The organism is Humiphilus diazotrophicus (assembly GCF_059726315.1).
In genome coordinates, this window is sequence record NZ_AP040869.1 from 409537 (window position 1) to 427940 (window position 18404).

An 18404-nucleotide genomic window follows, 5' to 3' on the forward strand; every position below is an offset into this window, starting at 1 on the left:
ATAGCTTCTTACTGCCAACTACGATTGCGTGGCTTGGTTCGGCTTATTGGCCGGTTATCTCCGCCGAGGCGCTCATCGAGCCTCCAAGCGCCTGTTTGCAGCCTCGGTTTACGACTTGGCGATTGCGCGTCAATGCACAGGCGATCGCACGCGGATTGAGTTGAATCCCAGCCACGAGATGTCTAGTCTTCCAAGAACTATTCGGTGCGCAAAGCTTGTACGGGGTTGATCTTGGTAGCGCGCTTTGCAGGGAGCCAAGCGGCAGCAAGGGTCATTGAAGAGACAGCGGTAATGGCAATGAAGATTGCCGTCGGGTCCAGCGGGCTCAACTCGTAGAGCTGGCTCTTCAGAATGTGTGTGGAGCTCAACGCGATGGGCACACCGATTGCGAGCCCCAGAGCCAAAACCAGAATGGATTCTCGAAGGATCATCCAAAGCAGCATGTGCGATCGCGCCCCAAGGGCGAGACGGACGCCAAACTCACTCGTCCGGCGGGCGACCGAATACGAAAGCAGGCCGTAAATGCCAATGCAGGCGAGGAAAACAGCCACAACTCCAGAGAAAGTCGAAAGCCGGGCAATCAGCGATTTCGTTGCCAAGGAACGGTCCACCTGCTCTTCAAGACTGGTAATGTTGTTGACCAGAATGTTCGAGTTGACCTCCGAAATGGCATGGCGCGTTCGCGAGATGATCTCCTGCCGGTTTGCCCCGGGCGCATAGCGAACCACAAAGTTCCCGAAGAAGCCTGGATTTTGAGTGCAGGGGAAATAGGCTGCCATCTGCGTCCCTTCGTCCAGCGAGGTGTACTTCGCATCCTTGACCACGCCGATCACTTCCTTCTCGCCAGGATGATCGGGAATCTCTCCAATACCAAAGCGGCGTCCGATCGCCGAGCCATTGGGAAAGAATCGACGCGCCATGGTCTCGTTGATGACCGCGACCTTATTAGACGACTGTGTATCCTGGGCGTTGAACAGACGGCCTTCGACAAGCTGAATATTCATGGTGGAGAAGAATCCCTTGCCAGTAATGTTGAAGAAGACGTCGTGGCTGTTTGCCGGTGTCCGCGGGATGCCCTGGAAGAGAACCAGGTCGGTCCATCCCCCTTGATTGAACGTGAAGAAGGCAAAGCTATCTGCCTGGACGCCGGGAATGCTCTGCACACGGTCTTCAATCTGCTCCTGGAGATGGACGGAGCGAATCTCATCGGCGGTTCCATGCGGCAGGTTGGCGGTGCTCGAGTCGAGAGAAAAGTCGAGGACATTGTGCTTGTCGAAACCCAAGTCAACGTCAGAGAGGTGAATGAGACTGCGGACAAAGAGTCCAGCAACAACGAGCAGCACGACCGAAAGCGCAACCTGTCCCACGATGAGCGAGCGGGCCAGAGCGCCACGCGTACTAGCCGAAGAACCGCCGCGCCCATCCTTAAGCGCGGGCGTGAACTCAACGCCCGTTGCGCGGAATGCCGGCAGCATGCCGAACAGCAGCGCCGTTGCCACCGCAATACCGAGCGTGAAGCCGAGTACAGTCAAGTCGGGGGTGAGACTCAACGGAACTGGATCGGGGCCGGACGTGGTCATATTCAGCAGTGCGACACTCGCCTTCCACGCCACTGCGGTGCCAGCAGCGGCGCCGAGAATCGCTAGAAGCACGGACTCTGTGAACAGTTGAACCATGATGCGGCGGCGGGTAGCGCCCAGGGCCATGCGCACGGCGAACTCGCGCGAGCGCGCCACCCCGCGGGCAAGCAGCATGTTGGCGATGTTAGCGCAGGCAATCAAGAGCACCAGCGCCACAATCGCCATTAGGATTTCGAGCGGCACCGAGAAGGCGTAGCGCAGGTAAGAAACGCCGCGGCCTCCAGGAGTGAGTTGGACGCTGGCGTGGGCAAGGTCGTCGAGATGCTTTTGCGAAGGCTGAGGCCCAAGGTAGCTGCGAATGATCTGGTTGAACAGCACATTAGTTTCGGTCCTTGCTTGGGTTACGGTGACGCCGGGTTTCAAGCGGCCAATGAGATAGAGCGACTGAAAGAAGTTTGCCCCGAGTCCATTCCAGCCTGGACGAGAGAACGCCTTCTCCATCGAGAGTGGAATCCAGAGGTCGGTCGATTGACCAACTGTGTAACCGTAAAAGCCCGGTGGGGCAATACCAACCAGAGTGTAGTCGTGCGACTGGATGCGGATGGTCTTGCCAAGCGCGGATGGATCGCCATTGAATTGCCGCTGGAACCAGGAGTAACTGGCTACCGCGACCGGGCCAGCGCCTTCGGCACCATCGTCGGACTCGCCAATCGTACGGCCCAGAACCGCCGGTACGCCAAGAACAGAAAAGTAACTACCGGAGACAAGATCGACGTGGGTGGTCTGGTAAGCGGCGCCGCTAATTGAAGCTTTGGTCGCAAACTGGTTGCTGTCTACCGCGGCGATACCTGAGAACGAAGCATTTTTCTGGCGAAGGTCGCGAAAGAAGGCATAGGAGAACAGCTTCGTGTCTCCATCGGGAACTGAAATGGTGCTGCCTTGTGCGTGGCCGTTCCCGAATAGAACCAATTCACCGGGCTTCTGGACCGCAAGCGGGCGCAGCAAAATCGCGTTGAGCAGCGTAAAGATGGCGGTGTTGGCACCGATGCCCAGGGTGAGGGAGAGGATGGCGACAAAGGTGAAGCCGGGTGACTTTCCGAGCTGTCGCAGCGCGTAGCGGATGTCCTGGACAAGCGACTCGAGCCACATTGTGCCGCGGCTCTCTCGGCAATCTTCTTTGATCTGGTCGATGCCGCCAAATTCCAGGCGCGTGGTCCGACGAGCTTCAACTTCGGAGAGACCCGATCGGACTTTGTCGGCGACCTGCGTTTCGAAGTGGAAGCGCAACTCCTTTTCCAGATCGTTTTCCAGTCGCTTGCGGGCGAAAACTCTCGTCAGCCAACTCATGAGATTCCTTCCAGTGTTCCCTTGAGAATGAGGCCGACGACATCGGTGAGGCGGCTCCAGTTCTCGGTCTCGGCCTTGAGATGTGCGCGCCCCTGGACAGTGAGCTCGTAGAACTTGGCTTCACGACCCGTTTCGGACTCTTTCCACGTAGCCTTGAGAAACTTCTTGTACTCGAGGCGGTGAAGAGCTGGATAGAGCGATCCCTGCTGTACCTGCAAAGCGTCGCGTGACATCTGCTGAATTCTTTGCGCGAGCGCATAGCCGTGAACGGGGCCAAGCGCAACAACCCTCATGATTAGGAGATCGAGGGTACCTTGCGGAAGGTCAAATTTGTCAGAGGTCTTCATACCTATCGCTTCTACATATACACTTCAATATGTAGAAGGTCAAGGCATCTGAGACCTGGAGGGTCGCTCTAAAACGTGCCTAGCTTTTGGGCTGTGGGCCACCGGCAAACTGTCCAGAAACCTTTGGGCTGTATCTGAAGCGCCCGCAAGACTGAGGAGGCGGGACTGATGCTGAGAGGGCGCTTCAGATACAGCGGTTTGAAAGAAGTCGCAGGGGCGACGGGCGCTTATGCAATTTGAAAGGGGCTAATGGATGCTGGCAGATTAGCAAGGATAGTGGATAGAGCTTTCGCTTGTAGCATTGAGGAGAGCCCTCGGAGGGAACGAGGGCTTTTAGAAGCCCGATAGGAAGTGTATAGGTCGGCGATTTGCGCCACAAAACAGATTGAGACAAAGGCTCCCTGTTCGTTGCAGACAACGCAGAAACGTCGAGTTTGGGAATGCCAGTTCACGCTGCACACCTGACAGACTGGGGCGGAGAACGGAGCAGAAGTTGGGCTGCAGAAATCCGTTCTATGAAGTGCATAGTTCCGCCACAGATCGGGCACCGCCAACCGGAAGAGGGCAGCTTGGCGGATTGCTGAACTCGATCATCCTTCGTTGCGACGTGCGTCAATGCAAAACAGATGGGTATTAGTTTCACTCGCTAGGCGCTCACGCACCGCGCCGTAAATATCATTAAACGGGAAAATCAGCTAGCCAGGGCAGAACAGTTCCCTGCTGCTCGATAGTGTCTGGATCTCCAAAGGCCATCTGCCATATGTGAACCCGTTTTTCGATAGCGTGTTCTCGGGAAGAGGCTCTATATCGGGTATGTGACTGTCAGTTTATTGCCCAGACAATAGTTTGCTACGACCGCAATCTAGGGTTACGGTTGTCGCGAAAGAGTCGTTTGGATCAATGATCTCCAGCAGATCTTCAGACAGTATTTTCCAGTGAGGACACGCATCGTCCGTTCGAAGTACCCAAGCAGATGCATCCTCGCTCATTCCCGAGCGGCACGATTCTTAAGCAGTTGCGGAGCCATGAAGATATGTCGGCGGCGTGAGTGAAATTCCGTAAATCTCACCATCTAAAAACTCCCAACAAATAGCACAGGAGCAGAACGACCAACACTGTACCAAGCCCCTATGCCTGCGCCTCCAGAAATCAAGAGGCAGGGCTTGGCTCCCGGATAGGGGCTGACATCATTGCAGGTGCCGACAAAGCCCCGCCCTGCAGTGGTTGGCTTGACAAAGAGTTGATTGTCGCAAACCAATGCAACGATTTTTCCATCGCAGTAAATTCCATATTCGCCGAACATTTTCCGTGCAGATACGGCTCCGGCTGAAGAGATCTGCTCAAGAATGTAGTCGATAGTGCTTTGTCGGCTGGCCATGAAGGTTCCTCACACGGAGAGGTGAGAACAAATCTCGACGATGCAGCCATTGAGATCGCGCACATAGGCTACGGTTTGCCCCCATGGCTTCAGGGTTGGAGGCTTCACCGCACTTGCGCCAGCTTCCAGAGCTGCGGTGTAGGCAGCGTCTGGGTCCTCGGCAATCATTGCAATCTCGTATCCTGCCGCCAGGTCACCCTTGCGATTGGGACGAACAGAAAGTCCGTTCATTTCAGCCATTGGCTCACCTGCGAAGGCAAGTGTGGTACTGCCGGTTTCCATTTCGGCGTATAGATTGCTTTCGTGTACAAATCTTCGGGTCAAACCGAATGCCGACTCGTAGAACGTGACCGTGGCTGGAACATCAGGGACGTAGATGATGGTGTATCCGAATTTCATGGTGTTGTTTCACCCTTGCTTGGACTTTGAGCGATTCTATCCTTGGCCCAAACGCCCGTCTTGAATAAATCGGACAATTACTCCTTGAGACTAGCGAGGGTGACTTCTGGCTTATCTGCGGGAGTAAAACCTGCCAGCTGTCGGAAAACACGCGTCATATGAGCCTGATCGGCATAGCCAGCTTCGGCTGCTGCAGATGCAGTGTCGAGACCATGGTCGCACAGCAGATGCATCGCGCGATGAAATTGAATGATCATCGCAAACTGTTTAGGGGTAAGACCTGTGTCGGTTTTAATGTCACGCAGAACGGTGCGCTCGTCAACGCGGTGAATTCGAGCAAGTTCGGCGACGGTGAGTTGTCCACCGCTGACGTGAATAGTATTCAGCAGCGCCAAGGACCTTGACGAGGGACCATTTTCACCGTTTGCCGCGCGACGATCTGCAACGAAACTGGTTAGCCGATCAATGAGGTCTTTGATCCCGACAGCGGGTCGGCACAACGCTGCAATTTCCGGTATCGCTTTGATGCAGGCATCATTGTCCAGTACCTGATCCACGATCATCGATAAATCTACGCCAAGTACGGACATGGCGAAACCCGGTCTCAGGCGGATACCGACGAAACCCAATCCATGGATGATCGGTGCCATATGATACGTCGTCGACGGACCCGCTATTAACACGCTGATTTGGCTTATCGGACGCCCAGTATCATTTACAAAGCGGAGAATAATGTCGCAGCGCCCATCTGGGAGCACACGATACTCTGTATTGTCTTGTCCCCAATACGTCCAGACGGATTCAACGCAACGACGATCATAGGCACTATCAGGAGATTCCGAATATCCAGGGGGTAGCGGCATAAATTTACTATCAACATCCTCTCTTCCCACGCTATTTCGTAAGGTAAAAGCGGCCAGACCTACTGTTCGGGGCCATCCTCATTGCCAAGCTCCCTGCCAAAGAGATCAAGACCATCCGCGCATTGCTCAAAAACAGCCAACATCCCGGTTGTCGAGATTGCTGCCCGCTTCGGCGTCGCCCGGTCCACTCTCTACCGAACCATCCTCAAGTCTGTAGCCTAAGCTGATTTTACTTTGGCGGGGAGTGGGCAATAATGAGCAGCCAATCTTCTGGTCATATTTGACCGGACTTTGCTCAATGTTCTCTTTGACATTACTCATGGCGGCCCACGATTCCTGGCCTAATTTGTGCGTACTTAGGGATAAATTATGTTTGCAACCGTCGTTAGGAGAATTGCGCCACTGGAAGCTGAACCATCCAATCGCCCACGCCTTTTTTTTGATTCTTTGGGCTTCTAGCGCGCAGATGGAAGTCTCTATAACTTCCCCCCGGGCGGAGGTGAAGAAGCCCTCGTGATGCTGAGCGATATTCTTCCGACGGGCTTTGAATGCGGTGTCCTGAACGGCCAAGTGAAGCCCGGCGACACGGTCGCCATAGTCGGCTCCGGCCCAGTGGGGCTTGCGGTTTTGCTGACGGTGCAGTTCTATTCCCCTGCAGAGATCTTCATGATCGACCTGGACGAGAATCGCCTAGCAACCGCAAAACAATTTGGCGCCACCACTCTCATCAATTCCGCAGATGGAACCGCCACCCGGCAAATAATGAAACTCACCAAGGGCGCAGGTGTCGATGTCGCCATAGAAGCAGTTGGGCTTCCGGCTACCTTTGGAATCTGCCAAGAAATTGTCGCGGTTGGCGGGCGACTGGCGAATGTAGGAGTCCACGGCAAATCAGTGGAGTTACATCTGGAAAAGCTCTGGGACCATAACATTTCCCTTACCACCAGGCTGGTAGACACAAGCACGACACCCATGCTGTTGAAGATTGTCGAGTCAGGTAAGCTACAACCGGGCAAGCTGGTAACTCATCGGTTTGCGATGAACGACATCATGAGGGCTTACGACACGTTTGGGAACGCGGCCAAAGAGGGCGCGCTCAAGGTGGTTCTCACAAGTGGCAATCTTGGCTAACAGGCCGACCGCCTGGATGGACTGACCCAATACACATGAGCAATTCAGATCAGCGATCTTTGCACGCATGACCGATAATCAGGGTTAGAGAGCAGATTTCTTCTAATTATCTTTTGAATCCTGGGCTTGAGCATTTTCACTTCCGGCACAGAGGAAAGAACTAAAGTATGCGTGGCCATTCTGCTAAAGAATGGCCCAAACCTATCACTCATACTAAAGTGAAAATGCTCTGAAGCTTTCTGTACGAAGCCGCATGTGTTAGTTAGCTGCGACAACTCAGCAAGTTGCCTGATTTCCGCCCGCCGAGGTGCCCAATGCAGGCTTCCACTTCCATGTCAACAGTCCTTCCTAACCTTGATATCAGCCACCGCTCACCTTCCGAGGACTGCTCAAGAATTAAGCGGCTCGGTTACATAGCGGGCAGACACATGAACCTGTATGGCGAACATTTTGAGGTCGTCTCGGATCCATTTACCGAGGGTAAGTGCGTAGCTGTTCGCGCCACCAGCGAAAAAGACCCAATGGTACGAATCATTCGGCTTCCACTATCCATTCTCGTAGGTTGGGAGGATCTGTTTCCCAAAACAAGCTAAACCGATCCCGAACGGTTTGAAGCTGCAGGATAGATATCTCGGAATTCCTGCGCTGCTGGCCTTCTCTGGGTATAGTTCGCAGATAATTGCGAAGAGCCGGCCTCAGGCTGCGATTTGCAACTTATTGTCTACCTGCCGGATGCCGAGAGCCGACCAGACTACAAGCTCGGCTTCGTCGCTCTCTGCCCAGGAGCTAACGCTGCCAAGTTCGTCATGCTTTGCTTCTCATATCTGGAGTGAATCGTAGAGGAGCAAGCCGAGGTATATGCAGAAATGGAGGATGGGCCTGGCCAAAGATCACCTTGGCGATTGGGTTCTAGTCTTCGAGCTCCTGTCAGTATGGCATTCTCCCAAACTGACAGGTGCTCGCCAAAGCATTTTTACACCGGCTCTAGCCGACTTGATTTGCACATCCACCTCGCTGCAGGCGTTCAATGTCTCTCCGCGGAACGATCACCTAAGGAGCGAAGGCCTTCCCATTTCAGCGGCGAACCGTTCCAATGCTGTCTCGCTCGGTAACTGCGAGGTGCCTAGAGAAGAGAGATCGGCTCTATTCCGCTACGGACCTATCGGGACTCCGGTCTACAGCTTTTGCCCTAATCTGCTCTCGATCGTGGTGCGATAGGTTCTGCTGACACGGGCGTGGGAACCATCCTTCAATAAAAGCTCAAACTCTCCATGGGAGAGTGGCTCCAGCTGCACGATACTGTCAATATTGACAATCACCGAACGGTGAATACGAAGAAAGCGGCGCGGGTCGAGACTTCGCGCCAGCTCCGTCAACGAAGCACGATAAAGGAGTTCTTTCCCCGAGCTGTGCAACGTGACATATACGCCCGAAGCCTCGATCCATTCGATGTCCTTCACATGCAGGAATCGTGTAATTCCATCTGCCTTGATGGCTAGTCGATCCAGGTAGCGCGTCTCCGTCGCCTGCATCGCCATCACCCGGGCAACGTTTTGGCCAAACTCCCGAAGCTGCAAATCGCTCCTGCTGCTCTTCACTCGTGTCATCATGGTCTCGAACCGCTCATCACTGAAGGGCTTGAGCAGGTAGTCCAGAGCATTTGCTTCGAAGGCGCGGATGGCATGCTGGTCATACGCGGTCACAAAAACCGTAAGCGGCATATGCTCCGAGCCAACCGCTTCAATTACCGCGAATCCATTCAGTTCAGGCATCTGCACATCCAGAAGTACCAGGTCGGGCCGTTCGCTCAGGATCATGTGCACTGCCGTCTCTCCATCCCCCGCCTCTCGCAGAGAAATTACCTCGGGATCCTGATTGAGCAGGTCGGAGATACGCTGGCGAGCCGGTGCTTCGTCATCCACAATGAGTGCTCGGATACCGTCAGGCTTTTTCTCCATCATGTGTCTCTTTTCGCTTATGCAATGGAAGTGAAAGATACACCTCCGTGCCGCCTTCACGTCTACGCCGGACGTCGAACTGGCTCGTGTTGTCCGGGTACAATCCCGCGAATCGTTCTCGTGTCACCGAGAGCCCTACGCCCTTATGACTTTCGAACGACCAACCCGCAGGCAATCCCACGCCATCGTCTAACACCTGAACGACGAGCCTGTCCTCGAAACGCTGGGCACTCAAAACGATGGACCCGCCCCGGACTCGTTTGGAGATGCCGTGGCGGGTCGCATTCTCCACCAGAGGTTGGATGAAAAGGCTGGGAACAAGGGCATCGGTCACTTCTGGGTCGATTCTCTTCTCAATCTTCAAAGCCTCGCCAAAACGAATCTTTTGTATGGAGAGGTAGTGATCGAGGAACGCCATCTCCTCGCCAAGAGTTGTAACTTGTCCGCCCAGCGAGTCCAGAGAGAGGCGCAGCAAGTCGCCCAGGTGTTCGATCATCTTCCGCGCAAGTTTGGGATCCCTCTCGACCTGCGATGACACTGTATTGAGCGCATTGAAGAGGAAGTGCGGGTCAAGCTGCATCCGCAACACATTGAGGCGAGCCTCTGAAAAGTTCCGCTGTAGACGCTCCATCTGCAATTCAGCCGAAACAAGGCGTTGATGATAGCGATAGCTCTCAAAGACCCCCACAATGAGGCAGTAGACAAGCATGCTCCAAAACATCTCTCGGAGAACTTCCGTGAGTATCCCCAAACTGGTGAGGCTTGACCATGCCGCCACTCCAAGCAAACCTCTCAGTGTCGCCTCGACATAACCGTAAAGGATGGTAATTAGCGGACCTAGGAAGAACAGCGTAAGGACGCGAGGCAGGATTCGGTTTACTCGAAATGGAAGGGCTCGATCAAGAGCTACGATGACGGGGACGAGGAGCCCCCACGACCACCATTGCGCCAGCGCCGAGATGAGAGCTCTGTGGAAAGGCCTATTCGGACCTAGTTGAGGCAAGGCGAAGACCACGGCGATCGCGGTCCAAAACATGACAGAAGCGCCAAACCATTTGGAAGTGTTCTTCATCGTCGCCTGTAATGCCATTCTGACAGATTGTCTTCCTCGCTGAGCCGTTATCCTCTCTAGAAACGTCGCGCGGAGTGGTCGTTTCGACCTCAGTTCGTTCACTCGAAGGCGGCCCGTTGCGTCCTTAAACCGCCCTGCCACTCATAGAGGCCAGTTCGGAACATATTCGGTAACCGTTCTGAGAAATTGCGTAAAGTCGCAGTTGACGTCGTTGCTAAGTCTCTCCGACCTCTGCAGCTCTTCGTCAATGAGGAGTAGTTCATGAAACGTCTCATCGTTAGCTGCGTCTTTGCTCTCACAGGTTTGCTTGGCACTGTAGGCTCGGCTCAAAGCCCTTCAGCAAACAACGGCATCCAGAATACTAGTTCGAATGTCGCAGCGGACACCGTCGACGTCCAGCACGTAATCGACGCCTACCACGAAGCGGTAGTCGCTCATGACGGCACGAGACTCGCAAGCTTGTTCCTCGCACAGGGCGGCATGTGGCTCAATGTGCTTTCGGATGAAGCGTTCGCGCTTCAGAAGGCCAAGAACCCGGCAGCGTTGAAAGTGCGAATCGGAAATTATGAGGATTTTGCAAAGCAAGTGTCAACAGCCAAGATCAGCTTCAATCCGACCCATACCCACCTGCAGCAAAACAGCGACGGTACCATTGCCTCGGTTTATTTCGACTTCGTCTTCCTGGCGGACGGGAAAGAAACAAATCGGGGGAGTGAAACATGGGTTCTGGTTAAAGGAAGCGACGGTTGGAGGATAGCCGGAATGACCTATTCATCGAATCCACCCGTCCGGTAACGAATGACCGGAGAGCGCCAACACTCCACGATAGAACTGTCGCTTGGTCGGTGATACGCAGAGACATCAGAACAACGCTCACATGTAAGAAGCACTGCATTTACCGCGGCTCAACCGTGGTGATTGAAAGACAAAGGTTCCCGCTGTGCATGGCGGACGACTCGATGCAAGTGTGTTCGACTACAATCGAACTGTATAACAGCGTCCAAGAAGCCAGCATCCGCTGAACAGCTCGTCACAATCTTTCAGGCCCTTTCAGATCCTGTCCGCTTGGAACTTGTACGACAACTTGCTCTTAAGCCGCGCATTGGGTCGCTCTTCGTAGCCACTCTCTGAGAACCTCTCCCCCAAAGAAAAGTCAATGACCACGTCCACGGAGTCTTATTTAGAACGAATTGCAATGGAATAAGAACGTCCGATCATTCCTTGTCTTGGCGCTGAAGCACATACTCTGTTGTGAAGGGAGTCAGTCGTAACCTCGGCGTTAAGAATCGGAAAGAAGTCCGCACGGAAGTGCCAACCCAAGTAGGCAGTCGCCCGCGTCGGTAAGGCGTAGACCCACAGGTTGCGGATGTGGATCTATAGATCCGACACTCTTGAGTCTCCTCGATGCAAGCCCGCGCTGTCTGGCAGAAGAGCCACAACCTTCACATACAGCAATGATAAGGAGCGCCATGAAGCGAACTACAGTTGTGACTATCCCTCGGAGACTGGCAATGTTCTTTTGTTTCGGTCTCGGTGTCGTGACGCCCAGCGTCGTGTCTGCTCAACGAGAAACTTCGCCTCTCGTGGGTCATAACGAACCACGACATGAAGTCACAATGCTCCAACAGAGAGAGTTGACGACAGCCTCGCTGGACAAAGATGACCGGGCGCCGCATGCCTCAGTGTCGCCAGGAATTGTCGGTGCTTGGACTTACGCGGAGACAGGAACCGTTAACACCTATTGGATAGCAACGCCAGGCGGAGGCATAGTCGTGATTGATGTCCAACGTGACCTTATTCACGCGGCAGAAGCACTAGCCGCTGTGCGTGCTGTAGGTAAACCAGTGCGAGCGATCCTGATCACGCATCCGCATCCAGATCATTACACCGGTATTGGTCTATTCAGGCAGGCGTTTCCGGGAGTTGTTGTGTATGCATCGCAGGCGACTGCCGACACGATCCGCAACGATACCTATGGAGCGAGTGCGGCAACGCAGCGCGACGCGCCCTCAATTACTCCGCAAGTGTTTGTACCGCCGGGTGAAACCTTCGAGGGCAACACCACGCTTCAAATCGATGGCCTAACCATCGTCGCACGTGAGTTAGGGCGCGGCGAGGCTCACAGTACGACGGCCTACTACCTTCCTGCGACACAGGATCTGTTTGTTGGTGACGCGGTACTCAATCGACTTCACGGACCGATCCTCGAAGCGGCCTCCGGATCTTGGCTTGGTATCCTGGACCGCCTTGAGACGACTTTTCCATACGCTCGCACGGCCCATCCCGGACACGGCACCTCCGGTCCGCCGTCGACGTTGTACCAAGACGAACGCGTCTACTTGAGAACCTGCCGAAAGATCGCAGCTGAGGAGATCGCCCGCTCTGGGTTCACAGAGGCGGCGAAGCAAGCTGCAGTGGAACGCATCAACGCTCGTTTTCCTTATGTCAAGCCTACGGGTATCAAGGACATTGTTCGAAGCAGTGTCGACGGGCTCTTCCAAGAACTCTCGACGCCGAACGAGGCACCTGTTCAGTAACAATCTTCGGGCCATCGACCCCTTGGTGCGATAGCTGTCAAGTTGGAAGTCGTAAAGGAATGCCAAGTTCGTCATGCTTTGCTTCTCATGTTTGAATTGAATCTCTGAAGACAGCAAAGCCACAAGCCCCACTTAAGAATGCGTCGAGAAGTAGTCAGAAGCAAGAATCGAGACCTCTGACCGCGTTCCGGAAAGCCCGCATCTGACCAAATACGCAAAAGTCGAGTCTAGCTCGACTTTCGCAATAAGGAATGCGGTTCGAGGTTAAGTCTTTTACTTCAGTGAAGGGATACGAAAAGTCGGCACCACAAAGGAGGGTTGTTGGACAGGGGGAGAGTTCGGCATCTCGATCCTTGGTAATCGTAACTATCTATGAAAAAGCTGGAACTTCATGAACACCTGCATGCCATGAGACCAAGAAAACTGTAACTTATATACGGATAAGCACTTATAAACCGACGCAACCGGCAAAAACGGCCCTCTGGGCAGTGTTTGCGACAAAAATGCAACAAGCTTTTTAACTGCGGGCCACCGGGCTGATCGTGTGGAATCAGCCCAACACCCACGGCCAAAACTCCACAGACATAAATTCTTTCCTTTGGAAGACTTCTTGGCCCGAATGAGGGGCAAATCCTGACAACCTCAAATCGGATACGCCCCCAAAGCGAGATCGACCGTTTGGAAGGCTACAGCCGGACAAGCAGACTGGCCTGAGTATGTGCCCCATTTCTCGGGCTCTCCCCGTGTGAATTGATATCGGATACACTCAACGAATTCTCTCGTAAGAAATTTGTTGCATTTTTCTTACTAGTACTCCTGAAGACTTGATGACATGGAGACGACTGCCATGCTGGAATTTCGGACAGGGGACATCCTGCAATCGAATGACGAAGCACTCGTCAACACAGTCAATTGCGTTGGCGTGATGGGCCGAGGCATTGCTCTGCAATTCAAAAACAAGTTTCCGGCGAATTTTGTGGCCTATGCAGAGGCCTGTGAGCGCGGTGAAGTGGAACCGGGACGGATGTTTGTCTACACGAGGAGATTGAGGATCGAGGGATTCATTCAATCGCCGTCCCGCCGCTCGGTGCTGGCCTGGGAGGACGCGACTGGAAGCTAGTCCGGCCCCGGATCGAACGGGCCTTGGGGGCTTTGGACAACCTCCAGGTAACAGTCTTCGAGCCGAATTCTGAGCGCGAATCTCAAGCGCCCGCTCAAAACGCCACTCCTCCAGAGATGAATCCGAGTCGCGCCGCTCTGGTGGGACTGGTGAATCGTTATCTGGCAGGTTTGCTCGATCCATTCGTCACTTTGCTTGAGATACAGAAGCTGATGTATTTCCTGCAGGAGGCAGGGCAGCCGTTGCGGTTGCAGTTTGTCCCTGAGACATACGGTCCTTACCCAACCAATCTTCGTCACTTGTTGAAGAGGATCGAGGAATACTTCCTGACTGGGTATGCGGATGGTGGCGAGTCTCCCAGCAAGGAACTAAAACTGGTTCCCGGTGCGGTTGACGATGCAAAACGTATCCTCGCAACCAGCCCTGATACGATGTCGAAAATCCAGCGCGTGACAGATTTGGCCGATGGCTTCGAGACGCCGTTCGGTCTGGAACTCTTAGCCACTGCACATTGGGTCGCAGCACATCGTGCCACAACGGATATGGGGCGACGTGCTGCGGGGCGTCTATGGCTGGAACGAACGGAAGCGCCAATTCAGCGAACGCCAGATCAAACTCGCATACCAGGTGCTCAGCCAAAAGAACTGGCTCACGTCTCCCACCGTTCTATAATTCGGAAAATCAGATTGACTCTCGGCCCGAAGCGTGCACGCTAACTATGCACACTCCATAGATCCCTCGAATAACGAAGTGGATACTACCTTTCTGTTCCAACCGGGGTGGAGCAGAATCGGCGGTCTGGCAACTGCCTAGGTCGGGAAGCCCTATGCTGAGAACGACCATCCTCCACCGGATCTTCTGATGCGCTATGCTGTTTGATTTTCAATTGTTTGCACCATATAACCAGTCTATTTCTGCAAGAAAAAATGCAACTATTTTCTTGCAGACGCAATATGCCATGGCCTCAATGAGGAGAAGATATCGGCGATGCGCAGTGCTTTTCGCTGCTATGGATTCAGAGTCAGCAGAACCCCTTTTTTCGAGATCAGCGATTTTGTATCGATCTCTGAGTCCGCTGCTGAACTTTATGCTCCGCAGGGCTCAGGTCTATTGAAAGCATCAATAGAAATTTCTCCACATCCAGGATCATCGGACTGTCAAGATAATAGGGCGCTGCTGTCAATATAGTTCTCTTGCATAAACAAATTGACATCTGCTTTCCGCGATTATTGACTGCCGCCAATCTTTTTCATCTTGCTCCTCTCAGATAATTTGCTGAACGCTGCTGTACCCCCACTATCATTTTCGGATATACGGAACTTTAGTGCGCAGAGGCCCTGGGCAGCCAATCTTGGATTTTGGCATTTGGCATTCGCCGAGAACATGCAGAGGAAGCGGAGTCTGTGTCAAAGCAACGGCCGTTTTCGTAACTAAACTGGCGGACTCCGAGCTATAGTAATTGGCAATGAACTTCCAATTTACGATTGGCCCTCTGAAGTCGCTCTTGTTCAGTATTGCCGTCGTGTCTTGTTCGTTAACTCAAAATACAGATACTCACTCAAAGCCAATAATGGTACCTAAAAAACGATGGCAGCACGCTTATTAGATTTCCCCATACCGGTTCTGTCAAAACCTCCGCTTGCAAACCAGTGTTCCAACGCACTGGCAGTGCTCAAGGTTGTAGTGGATAGAAACGGGAGGGTAACCAACGTCGATTTTCTGAGCGGATTTGAGGAATTACGCGAACCCGCCGTGGAGGCCGTGAAGCATTGGTCATATAAGCCTTACGAATTGGATCGTCATCCAGTTACCGTCGAAACCCAGGTGTCAATCTTTTACCTTGGCGATGGAGAAGCCTCTCCAATGTATTTGCCTGATGGGAAAGGCGGTACAAAAGGCGGAAACCTTCTACCCCTACCTCCTGGCTGCGGTGCTGGACCACAAATCATGCGGCAGGCGTCTTAGCCATAACTGTCAATGCATATGTATGTGAGCTTGTGCAACGCTCATTTAGGACACCACACAATGTTTTCTCGTCGCTGGTTCGTTGCCTTTCTATTCTTCCTTGCAACTTCAAACTTATGCCTCTTCGGTCAAAGGGCAGCACAAAGTTATCAAGAGGCCAATCAGCAATTCCACACACATACAAGCGGTGACTTTCTTCACGACGACTCAAAAGAGGGAATCCAAGCTTTAGAGCAGATGTGGAATGCCAGCGCTCAAGCAGTAATCGAAGTTTTGTCGACAAAGCCAGAAGCCACTGCTGGAGATCTCGATGCAGCTCTATGCTTACTACCATCCAGCGCCGGAGATTGCGGCGAAAAAGAGGGGGCACAGAGTTCTGTTATAGAAATTGGCCCACATCTTTTCCTGGCCTCTCAATTCAGCGGCGAAGCTGGAACTGTGTTCATTGTCGGCTTGCGTGGAGGTAAGCCAGCTCTTCTTTGGTCCATCCACAATGCGACGCCACAGAAAATTGACTCAGGTGATCTTCTCGGCGCTTGGAAGGCAGAACGCGCTGGCGACAAATGCCGAGAAAAGGGTTCGGGACATCCACCGGGAACCTGCGGCCCCCTCTATGCGGCTATCGGAGTACTTCCTTCCGATTCGGCAGGAAGATCCCGCTTTTACGTTGACGCTGGATATGCACAGATTATGGGAGCCACTGTCGGCCATCAGACCAGCGTGTGGCGTTGGAACGGAGATTCCGCCACCCTTCTGTGGATCGATTGGCATGACTTCATGATCGATCAGAAAATTGGCACGGAATTTGCCAATGATGTTCTGACAATTGGGGAAAAGGACGAATTTCGTAGTTTTTATGGATGTGGTTCCTGCGAGGCAAGGCAGATGACCAGGCGGCTGCGGATTACGCCCACAGATATCCTCGATTTGGGGAAGACATCTACAACGCCTGAACTCGATTTGATAGACGAACTGTTCTGGCGTCTCTCAAACAACAAGCCAGTCGCGGATATAGCAACCACTAAGGTTTCTCATTTGCTTCGACCGCAAATCATATCAGCGCGAGAGGAATCAAAGAATATTGATCCTAACTGGTTCTCTGTTGGGATGCTTGGGGATGTTTCCGTGAGACGCGATGGCGATCTCGAACACGTTTGTTTTACAGCCGACGATATAGGACGTTTCTACTTCACTATCCAGCAAAGGAATACAGAGAAACCTCGCCTGATCAAAGTCACACAACCATCTGGAGACTATGGAGACTGCCCGAAATAACTTTCCGAGCTATAGACCGGTTCAGTTCCTCCAGGGCATGGCAAATCTCCACTGAGTGCTCCTCCCGTTCGACATGGTTGGGAACGAATGTCAGACTTATCTTAATTAGAGCCCATTCAGATCAGTGTTTCGGCGGATCAAGGTGATCCGGGAGCATCACCCGACCTGAGCTACTGAAGCCAATCCTCTTGCTGGGGAGAACCTTGATCGGGCACATGCACCTCCACCTCTGGCGGGTAGTAAGAGATTACGTCAATCAGGTGATTCAGGCAGATCAGCTTGTAATGCAAGAGTTCTTGGATATGACCACCTGTATCGCGCATTATATGGTCGAGAAAGTGAGATCTTGTGTAGACGCGCAGAATCTTGCCGGTATAGATCTCGTCGTTATAGCCGTTCGGGGCGTTCGACCCTACGAGTTCCTCGGTCACTAGATATGCTAGGTAGTGTTTCCACGACAACTGAAACATTTTGCAGCCGTAAACGGCCTCTATCGGATGTGCTCCCTCCAGCAGATTTGCAAGCTCCGGTCGGTCGCTAATTAACACCGCGTTCTCATTGACCACGGCTTCTTCAACAACGATCCTCAAGGAGTTGAACACCTGCTTGTTCGGTTCGGAGATTTCGCGCAGGTCAACATAAGAGACAGAGTTCAATTGCTCAATAGCACTCGGTAAAGGGGTTTTCAAGAGATTCTCCCGACATCGAACCTCTTATATTAGCGTGCTCGGCGCGGCATAGGCGGGAGTTCGCTCTGTGTGGTAGCCTCCCCGCCAATCAGCCGATATTTCGCTGGCCAAAAATCTCTCTTCGTCATTTAAAGCTGCCAGACGGGAAAACGCTTCGTGAAGAGCGAAGGTCAACGCAGGTATCGGACGACGCGTTGAAGCGTCCCAATCGATTTCATCATTGACGAGAAAGATCGTCTCGAGTTCGGCCCCGGCAGGCTTCCAGGCCCAAACTACAATCTCTAAATGGCTAGCCGCAGCCCAGACATTACGCCGCCCTGAAATCACTTCCCTGGCAATCTGTCGAGTAACAATGAGATTTGCTTGGCTCTCTGAAATCGGATATGTCACTCCTAGTTCATGAAATACTCGTCCGACCATCGGCTCAACATCCGCTGAAGCGTTTATCTGTACTTCACCAGCAAGCCGCCTAAGGGTTGGCGTATCATAACCTGCTTCCAGAAGATCCGCTGCGATGCCAGGCATATCTTCTCCATATAGATCATGGCTTGCCCATCGTGCTGCAAGCAGTCTCGGAGAAAGTTCAGGCTCAGGAACCGGAACGTCGGGATACTTTTCGGCGAGCGACTGCGGCGGTTGCGAATACAGCGAGGAGAGATCAAGTTGCTCCTTGGGATTCAACTTTGAGTTGAACCACCGCCGTATACGCCTTTTCATGGAAGCATTTCAACCACAGCTCTAGA

General features: G+C 53.2%; 14 protein-coding genes and 2 pseudogenes. 7 read left to right on the forward strand and 9 right to left on the reverse strand.

Annotated features, from left to right (window positions below; translation table 11 throughout):
• Positions 1-197: 197 nt before the first annotated feature.
• From AC6I7T_RS01425 to AC6I7T_RS01445, 5 genes are all read right to left on the reverse strand, one after another.
• Positions 198-2927 (reverse strand): ABC transporter permease, encoded by a 2730-nt coding sequence (locus AC6I7T_RS01425; protein WP_497788000.1) that lies wholly within the window; start codon positions 2925-2927, stop codon positions 198-200.
• A complete protein-coding gene (locus AC6I7T_RS01430; protein ID WP_497788001.1) occupies positions 2924-3274 on the reverse strand; it encodes a PadR family transcriptional regulator in 351 nt (116 codons plus the stop codon). Before AC6I7T_RS01430 ends, AC6I7T_RS01425 begins: the two co-directional genes overlap by 4 nt.
• 1072 nt (positions 3275-4346) lie before the next feature.
• Positions 4347-4652, reverse strand: a complete 306-nt coding sequence (locus tag AC6I7T_RS01435; RefSeq protein ID WP_497788002.1) for a TfoX/Sxy family protein — start codon at positions 4650-4652, stop codon at positions 4347-4349.
• Positions 4653-4661: 9 nt separating this feature from the next.
• Positions 4662-5051 (reverse strand): VOC family protein, encoded by a 390-nt coding sequence (locus AC6I7T_RS01440; protein WP_497788003.1) that lies wholly within the window; start codon positions 5049-5051, stop codon positions 4662-4664.
• Positions 5052-5128: 77 nt separating this feature from the next.
• Positions 5129-5914, reverse strand: coding sequence for a helix-turn-helix domain-containing protein (locus AC6I7T_RS01445; RefSeq protein ID WP_497788005.1), 786 nt, complete (start codon positions 5912-5914; stop codon positions 5129-5131).
• An 81-nt stretch (positions 5915-5995) separates the two neighbouring features.
• On the opposite strand from AC6I7T_RS01445, the gene AC6I7T_RS01450 reads away from it, so the two are divergent.
• Positions 5996-6136 carry a helix-turn-helix domain-containing protein gene (locus AC6I7T_RS01450; RefSeq protein WP_497788007.1) on the forward strand — a complete coding sequence of 47 codons (141 nt, stop codon included), beginning with the start codon at positions 5996-5998 and terminating at the stop codon, positions 6134-6136.
• 240 nt (positions 6137-6376) lie between these two features.
• Positions 6377-7045: pseudogene (locus tag AC6I7T_RS01455) on the forward strand (zinc-binding dehydrogenase); the annotation flags it as partial.
• 1175 nt (positions 7046-8220) lie between these two features.
• Here AC6I7T_RS01455 and AC6I7T_RS01460 read toward each other — a convergent pair.
• Together AC6I7T_RS01460 and AC6I7T_RS01465 are read right to left on the reverse strand one after the other, a co-directional pair.
• The gene (locus AC6I7T_RS01460; RefSeq protein ID WP_497788008.1) at positions 8221-9006 is read right to left on the reverse strand and encodes a LytR/AlgR family response regulator transcription factor; all 786 of its coding nucleotides are present in this window, start codon (positions 9004-9006) and stop codon (positions 8221-8223) included.
• Entirely contained in the window at positions 8987-10093 is a 1107-nt protein-coding gene (locus AC6I7T_RS01465) for a sensor histidine kinase (protein ID WP_497788010.1), read from the reverse strand. Before AC6I7T_RS01465 ends, AC6I7T_RS01460 begins: the two co-directional genes overlap by 20 nt.
• A 243-nt stretch (positions 10094-10336) precedes the next feature.
• On the opposite strand from AC6I7T_RS01465, the gene AC6I7T_RS01470 reads away from it, so the two are divergent.
• The 5 genes and pseudogenes from AC6I7T_RS01470 to AC6I7T_RS01490 all read left to right on the forward strand — a co-directional run bounded on the left by AC6I7T_RS01470 (position 10337) and on the right by AC6I7T_RS01490 (position 16972).
• Positions 10337-10870 carry a YybH family protein gene (locus AC6I7T_RS01470; RefSeq protein WP_497788012.1) on the forward strand — a complete coding sequence of 178 codons (534 nt, stop codon included), beginning with the start codon at positions 10337-10339 and terminating at the stop codon, positions 10868-10870.
• A 674-nt stretch (positions 10871-11544) separates the two neighbouring features.
• Entirely contained in the window at positions 11545-12612 is a 1068-nt protein-coding gene (locus AC6I7T_RS01475; protein ID WP_497788014.1) for an MBL fold metallo-hydrolase, read from the forward strand.
• A gap of 847 nt (positions 12613-13459) precedes the next feature.
• Positions 13460-14404: pseudogene (locus AC6I7T_RS01480) on the forward strand (macro domain-containing protein).
• Between the two features lie 915 nt (positions 14405-15319).
• Positions 15320-15697, forward strand: a complete 378-nt coding sequence (locus AC6I7T_RS01485; protein WP_497788015.1) for an energy transducer TonB — start codon at positions 15320-15322, stop codon at positions 15695-15697.
• Between the two features lie 60 nt (positions 15698-15757).
• On the forward strand, positions 15758-16972 hold the full coding sequence (locus tag AC6I7T_RS01490; protein ID WP_497788017.1) for a hypothetical protein: 1215 nt from the start codon (positions 15758-15760) through the stop codon (positions 16970-16972).
• A gap of 170 nt (positions 16973-17142) precedes the next feature.
• Here the strand turns inward: AC6I7T_RS01490 and AC6I7T_RS01495 are convergent, their stop codons facing one another.
• Together AC6I7T_RS01495 and AC6I7T_RS01500 are read right to left on the reverse strand one after the other, a co-directional pair.
• Positions 17143-17661 (reverse strand): hypothetical protein, encoded by a 519-nt coding sequence (locus AC6I7T_RS01495; RefSeq protein WP_497788018.1) that lies wholly within the window; start codon positions 17659-17661, stop codon positions 17143-17145.
• A 24-nt stretch (positions 17662-17685) separates the two neighbouring features.
• On the reverse strand, positions 17686-18378 hold the full coding sequence (locus AC6I7T_RS01500; RefSeq protein WP_497788020.1) for a hypothetical protein: 693 nt from the start codon (positions 18376-18378) through the stop codon (positions 17686-17688).
• Positions 18379-18404 lie beyond the last annotated feature (26 nt).